Raw genomic sequence first — 16,300 nt, forward strand, 5'->3', positions numbered from 1 at the left:
GCAAGGTCACTGGTGATTATTTGAACAGCAGGAAACACTTTATTGCTGAGCTGGCATTGATCGCCTGTAGGAGCGGCCTTGCGTCGCGAAAGGGCCGCAAAGCGGCCCCAGGGTTTTTGCATCAAGATACAGATCGCCGGGACCGCTTCGCGGTCCTTTCGCTACACAAGGCCGCTCCTACAAGAGCTGGCGCACGGTCAAAGATCACCATCAGCGCTTGGCCTGACGCTGACGCACGGCCTCGAACAGGCACACGCCGGTTGCCACCGACACGTTCAGGCTGCTGACGCTACCGCTCATCGGCAATTTCACCAGGAAATCGCAATGCTCGCGGGTCAGCCGGCGCATGCCCTTGCCTTCCGCGCCCATGATCATCACCAGCGGACCTGTCAGGTCCTGCTGGTAAATCTCCTGCTCGGCCTCGCCAGCGGTACCGACCACCCACAGGCCACGCTGCTGCAGTTTCTCCAGCGTGCGCGCCAGGTTAGTCACGGCCACCAGCGGAATCACCTCCGCCGCGCCGCAGGCCACCTTGCGCACCACAGGGGTCAAGGTTGCCGACTTGTCCTTGGGCACGATCACTGCCGTGGCACCGGCTGCATCGGCGGTGCGCAGACAGGCGCCAAGGTTATGCGGGTCGGTCACGCCGTCCAGCACCAGGATCAGTGGCGGCGTTTCGCTGCGCTCGAGCAGCTCTTCGAGCATCAGCTCGCCCCACACCTGGCTCGGACTGACCTCGGCGACCACGCCCTGATGCACACCCTCGACCCAGGCATCCAGCTCACGGCGTTCGGCCTGGCCGACCGGCACGCGGTTTTCCGCAGCCAGCTCCAGCAGCGCCTGGATGCGCGGCTCACTGCGCCCTTCCGACAGCCAGATCTGCTTGACCCGCTTGGGATGGTGCTGCAGCAATGCCTGCACGGCGTGCACGCCGTAGATCTTTTCCAGCTGACTCATGACTTGCTCTTGCTCTTGCGTGGCGCACCGGACTTCGGCGGGCCTTTACGGTGCTTGGTCGGCTTGCCGGACGGCTTGCCGCCCTTGTCCGACTTGCTGCTGGCGTGGCCGCCGCTGCGCGCCTCGGTCATCAGCGCCTTTTTCATTTCACGGCTCTTGCGCACTTCGGCATTGCGCTGCACGGCATCTTTCGGGAAGTACGCCTCGGCCGTTTCGCTCTTGCGACTACGCGGTTTTGGCGTGGCCTTCGCTTCTACCGCCGGCTCGGGCTTCTCGGCGGCTGGCGCGGCAGTACCACGCCCTTTGCGACCAATCGGCGCCTTGAGCTGCTGCTCGGAGACTTCAAAGTCGATCTTGCGCTCGTCGAGGTCGACGCGCATGACCTTGACCTCGACGGTATCGCCCAGGCGGAAACTGCGCCCGGTACGCTCGCCCGACAGGCGGTGGTGCACCGGATCGAAGTGGTAGTAGTCGCCCGGCAGCGCGCTGACGTGCACGAGGCCTTCCACATAGATGTCGGTCAGTTCGACGAACAGGCCGAAACCGGTGACCGCGGTGATCACACCCGGGAAGGTTTCGCCCACGCGGTCCTTCATGAACTCGCACTTGAGCCAGTTGACCACGTCACGGGTAGCTTCGTCGGCGCGGCGCTCGGTCATCGAGCACTGCTCGCCGAGCTGTTCGAGGGCATTGACGTCGTACGGGTAGATACGCGCCTTGGGAATGCTCATGGCACCGGCACGCTTGACGTGCGGGGTATCGACCCTGGAACGGATGACGCTGCGGATGGCGCGGTGTACCAGCAGATCCGGGTAACGGCGGATCGGCGAGGTGAAGTGGGTATACGCCTCGTAGTTCAAGCCGAAGTGGCCATTGTTGTCGGTGCTGTACACCGCCTGGCTCAGCGAGCGCAGCATCACGGTCTGGATCAGATGGAAATCCGGGCGCCCGGCGATGCTTGCCAGCAGGGCCTGGTAATCCTTCGGCGACGGGTCCTTGCCCTTGTGCAGGGTCAGGCCCAGCTCGCCGAGGAAGGCGCGCAGTTTTTCCAGGCGCTCCGGCGGCGGGCCGTCGTGCACGCGGTAAAGGGCTGGTACTTCGTGCTTCTGCAGGAACGCTGCAGTGGCGACGTTGGCGGCCAGCATGCACTCCTCGATCAACTTGTGGGCATCGTTGCGCACGGTCGGGCGGATTTCCGCGATCTTGCGCTCGTCGCCGAAGATGATGCGGGTTTCCTGAGTCTCGAAGTCGATAGCGCCCCGGGCATGGCGGGCATCCAGCAGCACCTTGTACAGGTTGTACAGGTTCTTCAGGTCCGGCAGGACTTCCTTGTACTCCTCGCGCAGCGCCTTGCCCTCCCGGGTACGGGCATGCTCGAGCATGCTGCTGACCTTGTTGTAGGTCAGGCGGGCATGGGAGTGGATGACGCCTTCGTAGAACTGGTAGTCGACCATCTGGCCGGCTTTGTTCATGGTCATCTCGCAGACCATGGCCAGGCGATCGACGTGCGGGTTCAGCGAGCACAGACCGTTGGACAGCTCCTCGGGGAGCATCGGCACCACGCGCTCGGGGAAGTACACCGAGTTGCCACGCTGCTGGGCTTCGTTGTCCAGAGCCGAACCCAGGCGCACATAGCTGGAAACGTCGGCGATCGCCACATACAGGCGCCAGCCGCCAGAGAACATGCGCAGCTTGCCCAGCGGTTCGCAGTAAACGGCGTCGTCGAAGTCGCGGGCATCCTCGCCGTCGATGGTGACGAACGGCAGGTGGCGCAGGTCGATGCGCTTCTCCTTGTCCTTCTCTTCGACTTCGGAGCGGAACTTGCGCGCTTCCTTGACCACATCGTTGGGCCACACATGCGGAATGTCGTAGCTGCGCAGGGCAACGTCGATTTCCATGCCCGGCGCCATGTAGTTGCCGATCACCTCGACCACATCACCTTGGGGCTGGAAGCGCGGCGTCGGCCAGTGGGTGATCTTGATCTCGACGAACTGGCCGATCTTGGCGCCACCGTTACGCCCGGCGGTGACCAGCACTTCCTGCTGGATCTTCGGGTTGTCCGGGGTCACGTAGCCGATGCCGCCTTCTTCGAAGTAGCGGCCGACCACGCTCTCATGGGCACGGGAGATGACTTCGACCAGCACGCCTTCACGGCGGCCGCGGCGGTCGACACCCGAGACGCGGGCAAGGCCGCGGTCGCCGTCGAATACCAGGCGCATCTGCGACGGGCTGAGGAACAAGTCGTCGCTGCCGTCATCCGGGATAAGGAAGCCGAAGCCGTCACGGTGGCCGGAGACACGGCCGCAGATCAGGTCCAGCTTGTCTACCGGGGCATAGGTGCCACGCCGGGTATAGATAAGCTGGCCGTCACGCTCCATGGCACGCAGCCGGCGGCGCAGGGCTTCGATCTGGTCTTCTTCATGAAGACCGAACTCTGCCGCCAGCTCCTCGCGCGCGGCCGGTTCGCCACGGTCGGCAAGGCGCTGCAGGATCAGCTCACGGCTGGGAATGGGGTTGTCGTATTTTTCCGCTTCGCGAGCGGCCTCGGGATCGAGGGATTGCCAATCGGCCATCAGAAGGGGTTCACCTTGGGGTATATAGATATGAATTCTGGCATGTGCGTATTGAAACCGGAAATGTCAGCCTTGGACAGCCCCCGCTGCTGGGTATAGAGAGGGGCAATAGGCCTTCGGAATCAACAAGTTGAATTTTTTGAAAAATTTTTTGCTTGGGGGGTTTACAGCCCCTCGGACCGTCCGTATAGTGCGCACCACAACGACGGACAAGCCCGAAGTTGTAGTAGAGATGAGCGGCGCTGTAAAGCATCTTTTATCTCGAATGTGTGCCCAGGTGGCGGAATTGGTAGACGCGCTGGTTTCAGGTATCAGTGACCGCAAGGTCGTGGAAGTTCGAGTCTTCTCCTGGGCACCAAGTATTTCAAGTAACAGATGACCAAGGATCTGTTACTACTGTGTGAAAGCGAACGATAGTCGCCTTCTGCAGATGATGTAAAGCTTTGCCCAGGTGGCGGAATTGGTAGACGCGCTGGTTTCAGGTATCAGTGACTTAACGGTCGTGGAAGTTCGAGTCTTCTCCTGGGCACCATACTAAAACCCACTAGCTTGCTAGTGGGTTTTTTCTTGCCTGCGTTTTTTGCATCCGCTTCACCCCTCGCCGGCATCACACGTTTGTCTGACCATGAATTTCTCGTCACCCGGCCACTTGAGAAACGATTTCGTTTACCATTGTTTCCGAATATGTAGCCGTAAGCGAGGAAGTACCCGCATGACGATCCGCCCGCAACCGCTGATGCGCACCCTGGCCGCCGCAGTTCTGAGCCTGGTGATCGGCGCTCCGGCCGCCCTGGCAGACGAACCGGTCACGCTGACCATGTACAACGGCCAGCACAAGGAAATCGGCGAAGCCATTGCCAAGGCCTACGAGGCCAAGACCGGCATCCACATCAACATCCGCAAGGGCAGCAGCAACCAGCTGGCCAGCCAGATCATCGAGGAAGGCGACCGCTCGCCGGCCGACATCATCTACACCGAAGAGTCCCCGCCCCTGAACAACCTGGGCGAGCTGGGCCTGCTGGCGAAGATCGACGACGCCACCCTGAACATGCTGCCCAAGGAATACGTCGGCGCAAACGGCACCTGGATGGGCGTGACCGCGCGCACCCGCGTGGTGGTATTCAACCCGAAGAAAATCGACGAAAAAGACCTGCCGACCACCGTCATGGATTTCGCCAATCCGGAATGGGAAGGCCGTGTCGGCTTCGTGCCGACCAGTGGGGCATTCCAGGAACAGGCCGTCGCCATCCTTAAGATGCACGGGCGTGAAGCCACCGAAGAATGGCTGACCGGCCTGAAAGCCTTCGGCAAGACCTACACCAACAACATGGTCGCACTGAAGGCCGTGGAAAAAGGCGAAGTCGCTGCCGTACTCGTTAACAACTACTACTGGTACGCCCTGGAGCGCGAGCGCGGCAAGCTGGATTCCAAGCTGTACTACCTGGCCGACGGCGACGCTGGCAACCTGGTGACCATCTCTGGTGCTGCCGCAGTCAAGGCCAGCAAGCACCCGAAAGAAGCCCAGGCGCTGCTCAACTGGATGGCCAGCGAAGAAGGCCAGCGCGTGATCACTCAGACCACCGCCGAGTACCCGCTGCACAAAGGCATGGTCTCCGACCGCGGCCTGAAGCCGTTCGAAGACCTGCGCCCGCCAAAAATCTCGCCAGCCGACCTGGGCAATGCCGAGGAAGCGCTGGAGCTTGAGCGCGAGGTCGGTTTGCTCTGATGACCGCCGCCCTGTCCGAGCCGGTACCGGTACGCTTCGTACCGCGCCGCAAGCGCCCCTCGATCTGGGTGCTGCTGCCTGTGCTGTTCCTGGTGGCAATGAGCTTGCTGCCTTTGCTGTACGTCGCCATGAAAGCCTGGGAAGCCGGCTGGCGCGAAGCCCTGCACCTGCTTTGGCGCCCGTTCGTCTGGGGGCTGATGAAGAACACCCTGATGCTGATGGCCGGGGTGACGCTGGCGTGCATGGTGGTCGGCCTGGCCCTGGCCTGGCTGCTCGAGCGCAGCAACCTGCCCGGCCGCCGGCTGTGGGGCGTGGTGCTGTGCCTGCCATTCGCCGTACCGTCGTTCGTCAGCAGCTTCACCTGGGTGTCGCTGAGCTCGGACTTCGAAGGCCTTGGCGGGGCAATCCTGGTCATGGCATTGTCCAAGTACCCGCTGGTGTTCCTGCCGGTGGCCGCCACCCTGCGCAACCTCGATACGTCGCTGGAAGAGTCGGCACGTACCTTGGGTTACAGCCGCTGGGGCGTGTTCCGCAAGATCACCCTGCCACTGCTGTGGCCGTCGATGCTTGGCGGCGCTCTGCTGATCGCCCTGCACATGCTGGTCGAGTTCGGCGCGCTGTCGATCCTCGGCCTGCAGACCTTCACCACGGCGATCTACCAGCAATTCGAACTGGAGTTCAGCAACGCCAATGCGGCGATGCTCTCGGCCGTGCTGTTGGCGCTCTGCCTGCTGATGCTGTGGCTGGAGCTGCGTGTACGCGGCAAGGCCCGCCATGTGCGGATCGGCCAGGGCGTGGCACGCCGCGGGCAGCCGGTGCGCCTGCGGGGCTGGATGCCGTTGGCGCAACTGTTCTGCCTGGGCCTGGCGATTCTTGGCAGCGGTATTCCGCTGGCCATGCTGGGTTACTGGCTGAGCGTGGGTTCGTCGGCAGCCTTCCCGGTGGCAGCGATCAGCAAGGCACTGCTGACTTCGCTGTCGGTGTCGCTGGGTGGTGCAGGCGTCTGCGTGCTACTGGCGCTGCCGGTGAGCTTTCTGGTGGTGCGCTACAAAGGCCGCCTGGCGATCTGGGCCGAGCGCCTGCCGTACCTGTTGCACGCCCTGCCCGGACTGGTGATTGCGCTGACGCTGGTGGTGTTCTCGCTGCACTACGTGCCAGCGCTGTACCAGACCACCGCACTGTTGCTACTGGCCTATGCGCTGCTGTTCCTGCCGCTGGCACAGGCACCGGTGCGTACCGCGCTGAACAAGGCCTCACCAACACTCGAAGAAGCAGCCCGCACCTTGGGCGCCAGCAGCTTCGCAGCGTTCTGCCGGGTGACCTTGCCGATTATCTTCCCGGCGCTGGCGGCGGCGTTTGCACTGGTGTTTCTTGATGCCATGAAGGAGCTTACCGCCACCCTGCTGCTCAGCCCGACTGGCATGACCACCCTGGCCACAGAGGTCTGGGCGCATACCGCCAACGTCGAGTTTGCGGCGGCGGCGCCATATGCGGCGCTGTTGATTGTGGTATCGGGCTTGCCGGTGTATTTGCTGACTACGCGGATGTATTTGAACAAGGCTTGAGAATGAATCCAGGCTGGTGAGCAGCCTGGATTTCCGAACGACCCATGCGTTTACCTCCAGTACTCTATCCAAACAAAAAACAGCACAATCAGTGCAATCAGGCAAATTTGTACAGACCACAAGCGGACTAACAGCTTTTGCAGGTCGACGGGAGTCTTAGCAAGGTCATCGCTATCTAATAAACCCTTTCGAACGCTAAAATACCTCATAGATAGCATTGCAGAAATTGACCCTAGCCGCATGACTTTCCCCGGCAGCCCAGTATGAGCATATATTTCTCTGTTCACAGCCACCATTCGGCTATTTGACAAGGCTGACTCGACACGGTCCAGATATCGATGCGCAACGAACATCCATACACCTAACATCAAAAACGGCGAAATAATTACAATCACACCAAGAACTGCCATATGCAAATTACTCATCGCACTACCTCATACAAAATCTCCCCTACTCTTTCTCCCAACACTTCGCCAAACTCACCGCCAGCAATACCTCCAGCCGCGCCCCCAATACCACGCATGCAAAAGTTGCCGTTCCACTGGTGGGGATACCTGCAGCAACACAAGCTATTGGCCCTAGTACGCCCCCGACTTTCCCACCAATTCCTCCTAGCCCCAATCCCGCAAGTAGCGAATTTCTCTCGACATACTTAGCCTTTCTACATTCTTCCTCCCTCCCAAGCACGCAAGCGTTACGAATCGACAATTCGGTTGACGCCACTTCAAGCGCCATCCCTAAATACGTACCTTTTTTCACACAATTAGCCGCCCTTGCCACGCCAATATCTTTTCTGCATACCCTTTAATCTCACCACCGTGAAGAAATCTTTTGGTGGATATATCCAGCGCATGCTTGATTTTACCCCGACTGCGCAACCCTGCCCCATACGCAGCCATACTATCTAGCTGCGCTTCCAACTTCAAAAACAACGCTGTACGCTTCGAGTAAAATTCATCACGAGCCCTCAACGTGCCCTGACGCAAATAATCTCGGTGCAGCTGTTCTATCTCTTCTAACGTTTTCTTGATAGCTTCAAGATGCTTACTCCAAGCATCACTAGCTGTGCCAGCACCGATGGAAGCGCGGGCCAGAAGGCTCTGCAGCAGCTCAAAATTCTCCAGAAGAAACCCGTCAAACCCACCGCCGTTCAATTCGATGTCAAGGTGGATACTTAACGCCTTACCCATGAGAAATGCCTCATGAGCAGTACAGGACGGCGTGCTTGGGTCACCAACGATTATCAGTTCACCAGGGAAAACAACAGTGTTGACGATATGCGCATTCAACACATCAAACTTGGCCTGCTGACTCCCGTTCATGGGTGTATCGGCCTTCAGCGACTCATAGGACTGCGCTTTTGGATTAATGTAGCTACGTGCCTCGGACATGGTCGCACCTCACGCGTACTTCTTGTTATTGATGCGATCCCAACCCCCGGTGATGTTGCCACCGGCGCTGCCATCGAAGCGTTTCTGCCGCGTGTAGGTGGTCTTGATGCGTCCGTAGTTCAGCTGCACGATTTCCATAGGCACCCCAGCTCTGGCACTCTGGGCGTAGTCGGCGATAATCACTTCTTCGAGGACGACCTCGTAGTATTTGAGCTTGTCGCCACCGGCGCGGCAGACCACCAGCTTCACTTCCTTCAGGTGCTGACCGGCACAGCTGGCTTCCAGCAGCTTGCAGCTGGCGCTGTCCAGGTGCTTGGTGAAGGAGAAATTGGTGAGGGTGGTACGGCCTGATGATGCGCCGCCCGCAGAGCTGGCAGTGGCAGAGGTACCCTGGTTGACACCGAACTTGTAGCCAGCAATCTCGATCCAGTTAGGGAACTGCTCGTCCAGTGCTTCGCCAGTAATTTCCGCGATTTGAATATAAGCATCGAAAGCCATGCTTACCTCTCCTTGGTAAAGATTGGGCTGAATAACGACGACAGTCGACTTCGCCGTTGTTAGGCTGCCTTGAAGGAAAACAGCAGATAAGGCTGAGCGTCTCCAGGCCCAATCGACACTAGCTATCAGTTTTTATGCGCGCAATGAAAATCTATCTACCAAGAAGACTTTGGGAAATTTCCTACAACTTTGGCGTTGATAGCGACTTGATCTTGTAAATCAATGTTTCCCAACGATCTGATCACCGGCCGGGAAAATCTTAGAACGTGAACCCGATGGCGCTCAGGGGCCGGGGATGGGAAGCAGTTTCGCAATGTATCGCGAAAGGGCTACTTGGCAACCCTTGAGCTTGTGCATCAAGGCTGACATTGCCGGGGTCGCTTCGCGACCCATCGCCGGCAAGCGCGGCTCCCACAGGGGGGCCTCGCCAACTTTGCGCAAATACAGTTGCTCTCACACAGGCACCGCGCAGTCGTCATGCTCTGAACTGGCCCAGACTGGCACGCAGCTGCGCTGCCAGGCCATCCAGCACCTTGCTGCTGGCGGTGGTCTGCATCACCACTTCGGCCGAGCGTTCAGCCTGGGCATGGATGTTCTCCACCCGTCCACGCACGGCCTGTGCGCCGTGGGCTTGCTGCTCGGCGGCGTGGGTCGCCAGGCCGATGGCCGCATGCACCTGCTCCACCGCAGCCTGCACTGACTGCTGGCGGCGCTCGTTGTCACGTAGCACCAACAGCCCTTCGCTGGCCTTGAGCCCCGCCTGACTGATGGTCGCCACCGCCTCCTTGGCACCTTTCTGCAGCGCGGCGATGTGCGCCTGAATGTCGCCGGTAGAGCTCTGGGTCTTGCTCGCCAGCGCGCGCACCTCATCGGCCACTACGGCAAACCCGCGCCCCGTCTCGCCAGCGCGTGCAGCCTCGATTGCAGCATTGAGGGCGAGCAGGTTGGTCTGCTCGGCAATGCCATGGATGACCGTGAGTACCACCTCGATCTGCTCGCTCTGCTTGGCCAGACGCTCGATCACCTGCGAGCCCGTCTCGACCTGACCGGCCAGGTTCTCGATCAGGCTCGCCAGCTGCGTCGAGGAACGGCTGTTCTCGTCGGTTGCCTGGCGAATGTCCACCACCTGCTGTAATGCCGCCTGCATGGCATGGCTCTCAGCCTGAGCCTCGTCAGCCATGCTCGACAGGTCGCGCAGGCTGGCGGCCACTTCGTCACGCTGCAGCGCCGCTGCGGCATCGGCGCCGGCATTGCGCTGGGCCATCGCGCCGATCTCGATACCGGTGCGCTGAGCCACCTCACCCGCCTCGCGGACGATGGGCTGCAGCTTGTCGACGAAGCGGTTGACCGCCGAGGCCATGTCACCGATCTCGTCGCGGCTGTCGAGGGTCACGCGTTTGGTCAAGTCGCCTTCGCCGGCGGCCAAGTCGTTGAGCGCAACGATCAGCAGGCGCAGCTTGCTGAGCACCTGGCGCCCCAGCACCAGGGCCACCACCAGCAACACGCCAAGGCCGACCACCACCAGGCCCAGGCCGATTCGCCAGCGCAGTTCGGCAGCCGCATCGCGCACGGTTTGCGCGGTATTGGCCTGCATCGCAGTGGCGCTGGCCTGCGCGGTTTCCAGGCGCTCGCGCAAGGCCTTGCCACTGTCGGCCGCCGCAGCGCCCAGGCTATCGCCGACCAGTTGCTCGCCACTGGCGATCAGGGCATTGAAGCGCTGGTCGAGGGCCTTGAGCGCCTGGTCGACGCCGGCCGTGGACACACCCATCAGGACTTTGCCGATCTCGGCACCATTGGGATTGATCGAGGCTTCGACGAAATACACCGATGGATCGCGGCGCGCGGCGTCGAGCACCTTGTCCAGCGTCCGCTCGCCCTGCCCCCTCTCGATCAGCGCCTGGTTGATCGGGTTCTGCCGGTTCAGGTAACGAGTCAGGTGCTGGCCCTGGGCGTCGTCGTAGATCACGAACAGCACATTAGGGTTGCGCTGTGCGCGGCGCGCAAAGTCGGAAAGCGTCGGCACATCGTTGTCCCATATCGCCCGTGGGGCGACAGAGGCCAGCAGCTGCGCCATGTCGTTGGCCGAGTCCTTGAGGTTTTGCTCCAGGGTGGCGCGCAATTGCTTCTGCTCGTCCTGCAGACGAGTGGACAGGCCGGCACTGAGCCGCTGGCGAGTGCTACTGGAAAGGCTTTCCAGCCCCCCGCGAACATCCTGGCCCGCCTGCTCCAGCTCACCGGCGAGCTGGCGGCTATCGTTGCCAAGCCGTTCACCCAGGTCGGCCTCCAGCGCAGTCACTGTGTTGCGGGTCAGCGCAACGGCAACCAGCACTTGCACCAAAAGGGCGATACCAAGGGCAACAAACACAGGCCGCAAGAGGCGGCTTCGTAACAGTGAAAGGATGGCAGACACGGTGGAACCCTCGTGTTTTCTGGCGCCACTATTCTGATGGCATCTACAGAAACTTCTTACAGCAAGGGTTGTGCCGTACACAGCAGGGATAAACGCCAAGGTCTAGCAATGGGACTCTCCACAGGAATCGCGAAATTTCAGGGCTTGCACAGTACCTGTGGGTGCGGGTTTACCCGCGAATGGGCCGACATTGGCAAACTCCAGAAATGAAAACGCCGCGGTCCTTTTCAGGACCGCGGCGTCAGATCAGCCTGGAGGGCAGATCAGGCGAACGGATGACGCAGGACGATGGTCTCGTTGCGGTCCGGGCCGGTCGAAATGATGTCGATCGGCGCGCCGACCAGCTCTTCGATGCGCTTGATGTAGTTACGCGCAGCTTGCGGCAGCGCTTCCAGGGTTTTCACGCCCAGGGTCGATTCGCTCCAGCCTGGCATCTCTTCGTACACCGGCTCCAGGCCGATGTAGCTGTCGGCATCGGAAGGCGCGTCGATGACGGCACCGTTCTCGTTCTTGTAGCCAACGCAGATGTTGATGGTTTCCAGGCCGTCCAGCACGTCCAGCTTGGTCAGGCAGATGCCCGAGATGCTGTTGACGTCGATGGCGCGACGCAGGATGACGGCATCGAACCAGCCGCAACGACGGGCACGGCCGGTGGTCGAACCGAACTCGTGGCCACGCTTGGCCAGGGTGGCGCCGGTCTCGTCGAACAGTTCGGTCGGGAACGGACCGGAACCGACGCGCGTGGTGTAGGCCTTGGTGATACCCAGGATGTAGTCCAGGTACATCGGGCCAACGCCGGAACCAGTGGAGATGCCGCCAGCGGTGGTGTTGGAGCTGGTAACGTACGGGTAGGTACCGTGGTCGATGTCCAGCAGCGAACCTTGGGCGCCTTCGAACATGATGTCCTTGCCGGCGCGGCGCAGGTTGTGCAGCTCGGCGGTGACATCGAGCATCATCGGCTTGAGCTGTTCGGCGTAGGCCATGCACTCGTCCAGGGTCTGCTGGAAGTCGATGGCCGGCTCTTTGTAATAGTTCACCAGCTGGAAGTTGTGGTAGTCCAGCAGCTCACCCAGCTTGGCGGCGAAACGCTCGCGGTGGAACAGGTCGCCAACGCGCAGGCCGCGGCGTGCGACCTTGTCTTCGTAGGCTGGGCCGATGCCGCGGCCGGTGGTGCCGATCTTGGCTTCGCCACGGGCCTTTTCACGTGCCTGGTCAAGGGCAACGTGGTACGACAGGATCAGCGGAGCAGCCGGGGAAATGCGCAGGCGCTCGCGCACCGGTACGCCCTTCTCTTCCAGCTTGGTGATTTCACGCATCAGGGCGTCCGGAGCAACGACTACGCCGTTGCCGATCAGGCACTGTACGCCTTCGCGCAGGATGCCCGAGGGAATCAGGTGCAGAACGGTCTTTTCACCGTTGATCACCAGGGTGTGGCCCGCGTTGTGGCCACCCTGGTAGCGCACTACTGCGGCAGCATGTTCGGTCAGCAGATCGACGATCTTGCCTTTGCCCTCATCACCCCACTGGGTGCCCAGGACGACGACATTCTTACCCATTACATTGTTCCTCATTCACGCAAACTTGGTTGCCGGCCTTTGCCGACGCAGAAACTCACTGGGCCAGCGGCAGAACCTGCCAGCGCCCGTCTTGCTGAATCAATTGCCGATCACAATCCGCCTCGAGAGCAGCACTCAACGGCTGGCCAGGCAGAGCCTGGACCACACGCTGGCCCTCGTTGCGCAACTGGCAGACCTGCTGCCAGAGGGCCGCGTCGCCACTGTCCGGCATCCAGATGCCGCCAGTTGGCAATACGACCTCCGCTCGCCCCAGTGTGACCAGGGTCTTCAAATCCGTGGAGAAACCGGTGGCCGGGCGTGCCCGGCCAAAGTCGGCGCCGATGTCGTCATAGCGGCCGCCCTGGGCGATCGACTGACCTTCGCCCGGCACGAACACGGCGAACACCACGCCGGTGTGATAGTTGTAGCCGCGCAGTTCGCCGAGGTCGAAATACAATGGCAGCTCGGGGTAGCGCGACGCCAGGCGATCGGCGATCGCCAGCAGGTCGTCGAGCGCCGCCAGCACGCTGGCCGGGGCACGGCCCAGGCGCACGCGGGCTTCGGCCAGCACTTCACGGCCACCGCACAGTTCGACCAGGGCGCGCAGCATGTTGCCCAGGTCCTTGGGCAGGTCGGCGGTCAGCGCCTGTACTTCGTCGACGGACTTGCGCTGCAGGGCGTCGAACAGCTGCTGCTCGACGGCACCCGACAGGCCGGCGGCACGGGCCAGGCCGCGGTAGATACCGACATGACCAAGGTCCATGTGCACATCGGCAACATCGGTCAGCTGCAGCGTCGCGAGCATCAGGCTGATGACCTCGACGTCGCTGGTCGGGCTGGCATCGCCATACAGCTCGGCGCCCAGCTGAATCGGGCTGCGCGAGGTGGACAGGGCACGCGGCTGCGCGTGCAGCACGCTGCCGGCGTAGCACAGGCGGCTCGGACCTTCACGGCGCAGGGTGTGGGCGTCGATGCGCGCTACCTGCGGGGTGAAGTCGGCGCGGAAGCCCATCAGGCGGCCCGACTGCGGGTCGACCACCTTGAAGGTGCGCTGATCCAGGTCCTGGCCGGCGCCGGTGAGCAGCGACTCCAGGTACTCGATATGCGGGGTGACGACCAGTTCGTAGCCCCAACTCTGGAACAGGTCCAACACCTGGCGGCGCGCGATCTCGATGCGCGCAGCCTCAGGTGGCAGTACTTCCTCGATGCCATCTGGCAGCAGCCAGCGGTCTACCGTTGCCATTACGCCTTTTCCCCTCTGGTCCGGGCGGCTTGCCAGCAGGCGAGCCGTCAGTAAAGCCGGTATCGCGCACAGCAGCGGGCAGCACTGATCCCAGCGCAGCCACCGTACCCGACACCCTCGAATTGCCTTGCGAGCTGACCAAACCGTCAACTGGCGCTTTGCCAATCAACCTTGCAGACGCAAAAAAGCCGGGAAATTTCCCGGCTGCCTCATCATACACCCCTTTTCATTCAGGATGCACCCCGCCTGGTGTTTTAGCTGCCAGGCGGGGCGCCGCTGCATGAATATCAGGGCCTGAACATCAAGGCTTGCTCTTGTCCAGGAAGCGGAAGAACTCGTTCTTCGCGTCCAGAACCAGCACGTCGCCCTTGTTCGAGAAGCTTTCGCGGTACGCCTGCAGGCTACGGTAGAACGCATAGAAATCGGCGTCCTGGGTGTAGGCCTTGGCGTAGATGGCTGCCGACTGGGCATCGCCATCACCACGGGTCTCTTCCGCTTCGCGGTAGGCTTCGGCCAGCAGCACACGGCGTTGACGGTCGGCATCGGCGCGAATACCTTCGGCCAACTCGTTACCTTTGGCGCGATGCTCGCGGGCTTCACGCTCACGCTCGGTGCTCATGCGGTCGAACACGCTGCGGTTGACTTCCTTCGGCAGGTCGATGGCCTTGACGCGCACGTCGATGACCTCGATACCCAGCTCCTTGCTGGCCATGCGGTTCAGCGATGCGGTGATGTCAGCCATCAACGCGTCACGTTCACCGGAAACCACCTCGTGCAGGGTACGTTTACCGAACTGGTCACGCAGGCCGCTTTCCAGGCGGCGCGACAGACGCTCGTCGGCGATCTGCTTCATGCCGGAAGTGGCGGTGTAGAAGCGCTCGGCATCCTTGACGCGCCACTTGGCGTAGGCGTCGACCATCACCGCCTTCTTCTCCAGGGTCAGGAACCGCTGGGTCGGGGCGTCGAGGGTCATCAGGCGTGCGTCGAACTTGCGTACCTGGTTCACGTACGGAATCTTCACGTGCAGGCCCGGCTGGACATCCGCCTGGACCACCTTACCGAAGCGCAGCATTACCGCACGTTCGGTCTGGGACACGATGTAGAAGCTGTTCCAGGCCACGATGGCCAGAACCACGGCGGCGATCAGGGCGATCAGCGATCGGTTGCTCATCAGCGGCTCTCCCTAGTACGCAGTGGCGGCTGTTGCTGTTGCAGGTCCTGCGCCGCACGCGAGGCCGCATCGTTGACCGACGGGCTGACGCTGGTGCTCGGCGCGGCCGCGTTGCGGCTGCCTTCGACCATCTTGTCCAGTGGCAGGTAGAGCAGGTTGTTCTGCCCGTCCTTGGCCGTGACCAGGACCTTGCTCGAATTGCTGTAGACCTCTTGCATGGTCTCCAGGTACAGGCGCTGACGGGTCACGTCGGGTGCCTTGCGGTACTCGCCGACCAGTTTGGTGAAGCGGTCGGCCTCACCCTTGGCGCGGGCGATGACTTCGTCACGGTAGCCGTTGGCGTCCTCGATGATGCGCTGCGCCTGACCACGGGCTTCCGGCACCACGCCATTGGCGTAGGACTCGGCCTGGTTGCGGGCACGTTGCTCGTCTTCACGGGCGCGGATCACGTCGTCGAAGGCTTCCTGCACTTCACGCGGGGCTGCCGCGCTCTGTACGTTGACCTGGGTGACGGTGATACCGGTGCGGTAGTTGTCGAGGAAGCGCTGCAGGCGTTCGCGGATATCCACGGCCATCTGCTCACGGCCTTCGGTCAACACCTGGTCCATCGAGGTGGAACCCACCACGTGGCGCAGGGCGCTGTCGGTCGCATGCTGCAGGCTGACCTCAGGCTGGTCGACGTTGAGCACGAAGTCCTGCAGGTTGCTGATCTTGTACTGGACGGTCAGAGGCACCTCGACGATGTTCTCGTCTTCAGTGAGCATCTGGCCCTGCTTGGTGTAGGCACGCTCGCGCGTGACGTTTTCCATGTACTTGCGATCGATTGGCGGGAAGTAGATGTTCAGGCCGGGACCGACCGTCTCATAGTACTTGCCGAAGCGCAGCACCACGGCCTGCTCCTGCTCGTCGACCACATACACGGCGCTGTACAGCCAGATTGCAGCAAGCACCACCAGGCCGATGCCCAGCAGGCCGTAGCCGCCACCCTTGCCGACATTGCGGTCACCGCCGCCACGTTTCTTGCCACTGCCGAACATGCCGTTCAGGCTGTCCTGCAGCTTGCGGAAGGCCTCGTCCAGATCCGGCGGACCCTTCTTGTCGCCACCACCGCCGCCACCGCGACGGCCGCCCCAGGGATCCTGATTGTTCGAGTTGCCACCCGGCTCGTTCCAAGCCATAGCGCTCTCCATCTGATAAAGCAAAGACGCGC

At 61.6% G+C, this 16,300-nt stretch carries 10 protein-coding genes, 2 tRNA genes and 2 pseudogenes; 4 read left to right on the plus strand and 10 right to left on the minus strand.

The features are described 5' to 3' along the window. Window positions 1–210: 210 nt before the first annotated feature. Together rlmB and rnr are read right to left on the minus strand one after the other, a co-directional pair. On the minus strand, window positions 211–957 hold the full coding sequence (gene rlmB / locus ACIPW4_RS08385) for a 23S rRNA (guanosine(2251)-2'-O)-methyltransferase RlmB (protein ID WP_027920757.1): 747 nt from the start codon (window positions 955–957) through the stop codon (window positions 211–213). Then, window positions 954–3,530, minus strand: a complete 2,577-nt coding sequence (gene rnr, locus ACIPW4_RS08390) for a ribonuclease R (protein ID WP_400656625.1) — start codon at window positions 3,528–3,530, stop codon at window positions 954–956. The genes rlmB and rnr overlap by 4 nt, the downstream gene beginning before the upstream one ends. A gap of 271 nt (window positions 3,531–3,801) precedes the next feature. Here rnr and ACIPW4_RS08395 point away from each other — a divergent pair. The 4 genes from ACIPW4_RS08395 to ACIPW4_RS08410 all read left to right on the plus strand — a co-directional run bounded on the left by ACIPW4_RS08395 (window position 3,802) and on the right by ACIPW4_RS08410 (window position 6,821). Continuing rightward, a tRNA-Leu gene (locus tag ACIPW4_RS08395) sits at window positions 3,802–3,888 on the plus strand. Window positions 3,889–3,975: 87 nt separating this feature from the next. Then, a tRNA-Leu gene (locus tag ACIPW4_RS08400) sits at window positions 3,976–4,062 on the plus strand. Window positions 4,063–4,242: 180 nt separating this feature from the next. Then, window positions 4,243–5,256, plus strand: coding sequence for an extracellular solute-binding protein (locus ACIPW4_RS08405; RefSeq protein ID WP_400656627.1), 1,014 nt, complete (start codon window positions 4,243–4,245; stop codon window positions 5,254–5,256). Further along, window positions 5,256–6,821 (plus strand): ABC transporter permease, encoded by a 1,566-nt coding sequence (locus ACIPW4_RS08410; RefSeq protein WP_400656628.1) that lies wholly within the window; start codon window positions 5,256–5,258, stop codon window positions 6,819–6,821. The genes ACIPW4_RS08405 and ACIPW4_RS08410 overlap by 1 nt, the downstream gene beginning before the upstream one ends. Before the next feature lie 421 nt (window positions 6,822–7,242). Here the strand turns inward: ACIPW4_RS08410 and ACIPW4_RS08415 are convergent. The 8 genes and pseudogenes from ACIPW4_RS08415 to hflK form a co-directional block, all read right to left on the minus strand. Further along, window positions 7,243–8,212: pseudogene (locus ACIPW4_RS08415) on the minus strand (hypothetical protein). A 9-nt stretch (window positions 8,213–8,221) separates the two neighbouring features. Continuing rightward, a complete protein-coding gene (locus ACIPW4_RS08420; RefSeq protein WP_400656630.1) occupies window positions 8,222–8,710 on the minus strand; it encodes an Hcp family type VI secretion system effector in 489 nt (162 codons plus the stop codon). A 475-nt stretch (window positions 8,711–9,185) separates the two neighbouring features. Further along, the gene (locus ACIPW4_RS08425; protein WP_400657230.1) at window positions 9,186–10,070 is read right to left on the minus strand and encodes a methyl-accepting chemotaxis protein; all 885 of its coding nucleotides are present in this window, start codon (window positions 10,068–10,070) and stop codon (window positions 9,186–9,188) included. Next, window positions 10,044–10,784: pseudogene (locus ACIPW4_RS08430) on the minus strand (HAMP domain-containing protein); the annotation flags it as partial. The gene ACIPW4_RS08425 and the pseudogene ACIPW4_RS08430, both read right to left, overlap by 27 nt. 599 nt (window positions 10,785–11,383) lie before the next feature. Next, entirely contained in the window at window positions 11,384–12,676 is a 1,293-nt protein-coding gene (locus ACIPW4_RS08435) for an adenylosuccinate synthase (RefSeq protein WP_400656632.1), read from the minus strand. Window positions 12,677–12,731: 55 nt separating this feature from the next. Then, on the minus strand, window positions 12,732–13,919 hold the full coding sequence (locus ACIPW4_RS08440) for an ATP phosphoribosyltransferase regulatory subunit (protein WP_400656633.1): 1,188 nt from the start codon (window positions 13,917–13,919) through the stop codon (window positions 12,732–12,734). 301 nt (window positions 13,920–14,220) lie between these two features. Beyond that, window positions 14,221–15,090 (minus strand): protease modulator HflC, encoded by an 870-nt coding sequence (gene hflC, locus ACIPW4_RS08445; protein WP_400656635.1) that lies wholly within the window; start codon window positions 15,088–15,090, stop codon window positions 14,221–14,223. Further along, window positions 15,090–16,268: an FtsH protease activity modulator HflK gene (gene hflK, locus ACIPW4_RS08450; RefSeq protein WP_400656637.1), complete on the minus strand. Its 1,179-nt coding sequence runs from the start codon at window positions 16,266–16,268 to the stop codon at window positions 15,090–15,092. The genes hflC and hflK overlap by 1 nt, the downstream gene beginning before the upstream one ends. Window positions 16,269–16,300: the final 32 nt, after the last annotated feature.

The organism is Pseudomonas sp. NPDC089996 (assembly GCF_044748405.1).
Taxonomy (GTDB): domain Bacteria; phylum Pseudomonadota; class Gammaproteobacteria; order Pseudomonadales; family Pseudomonadaceae; genus Aquipseudomonas.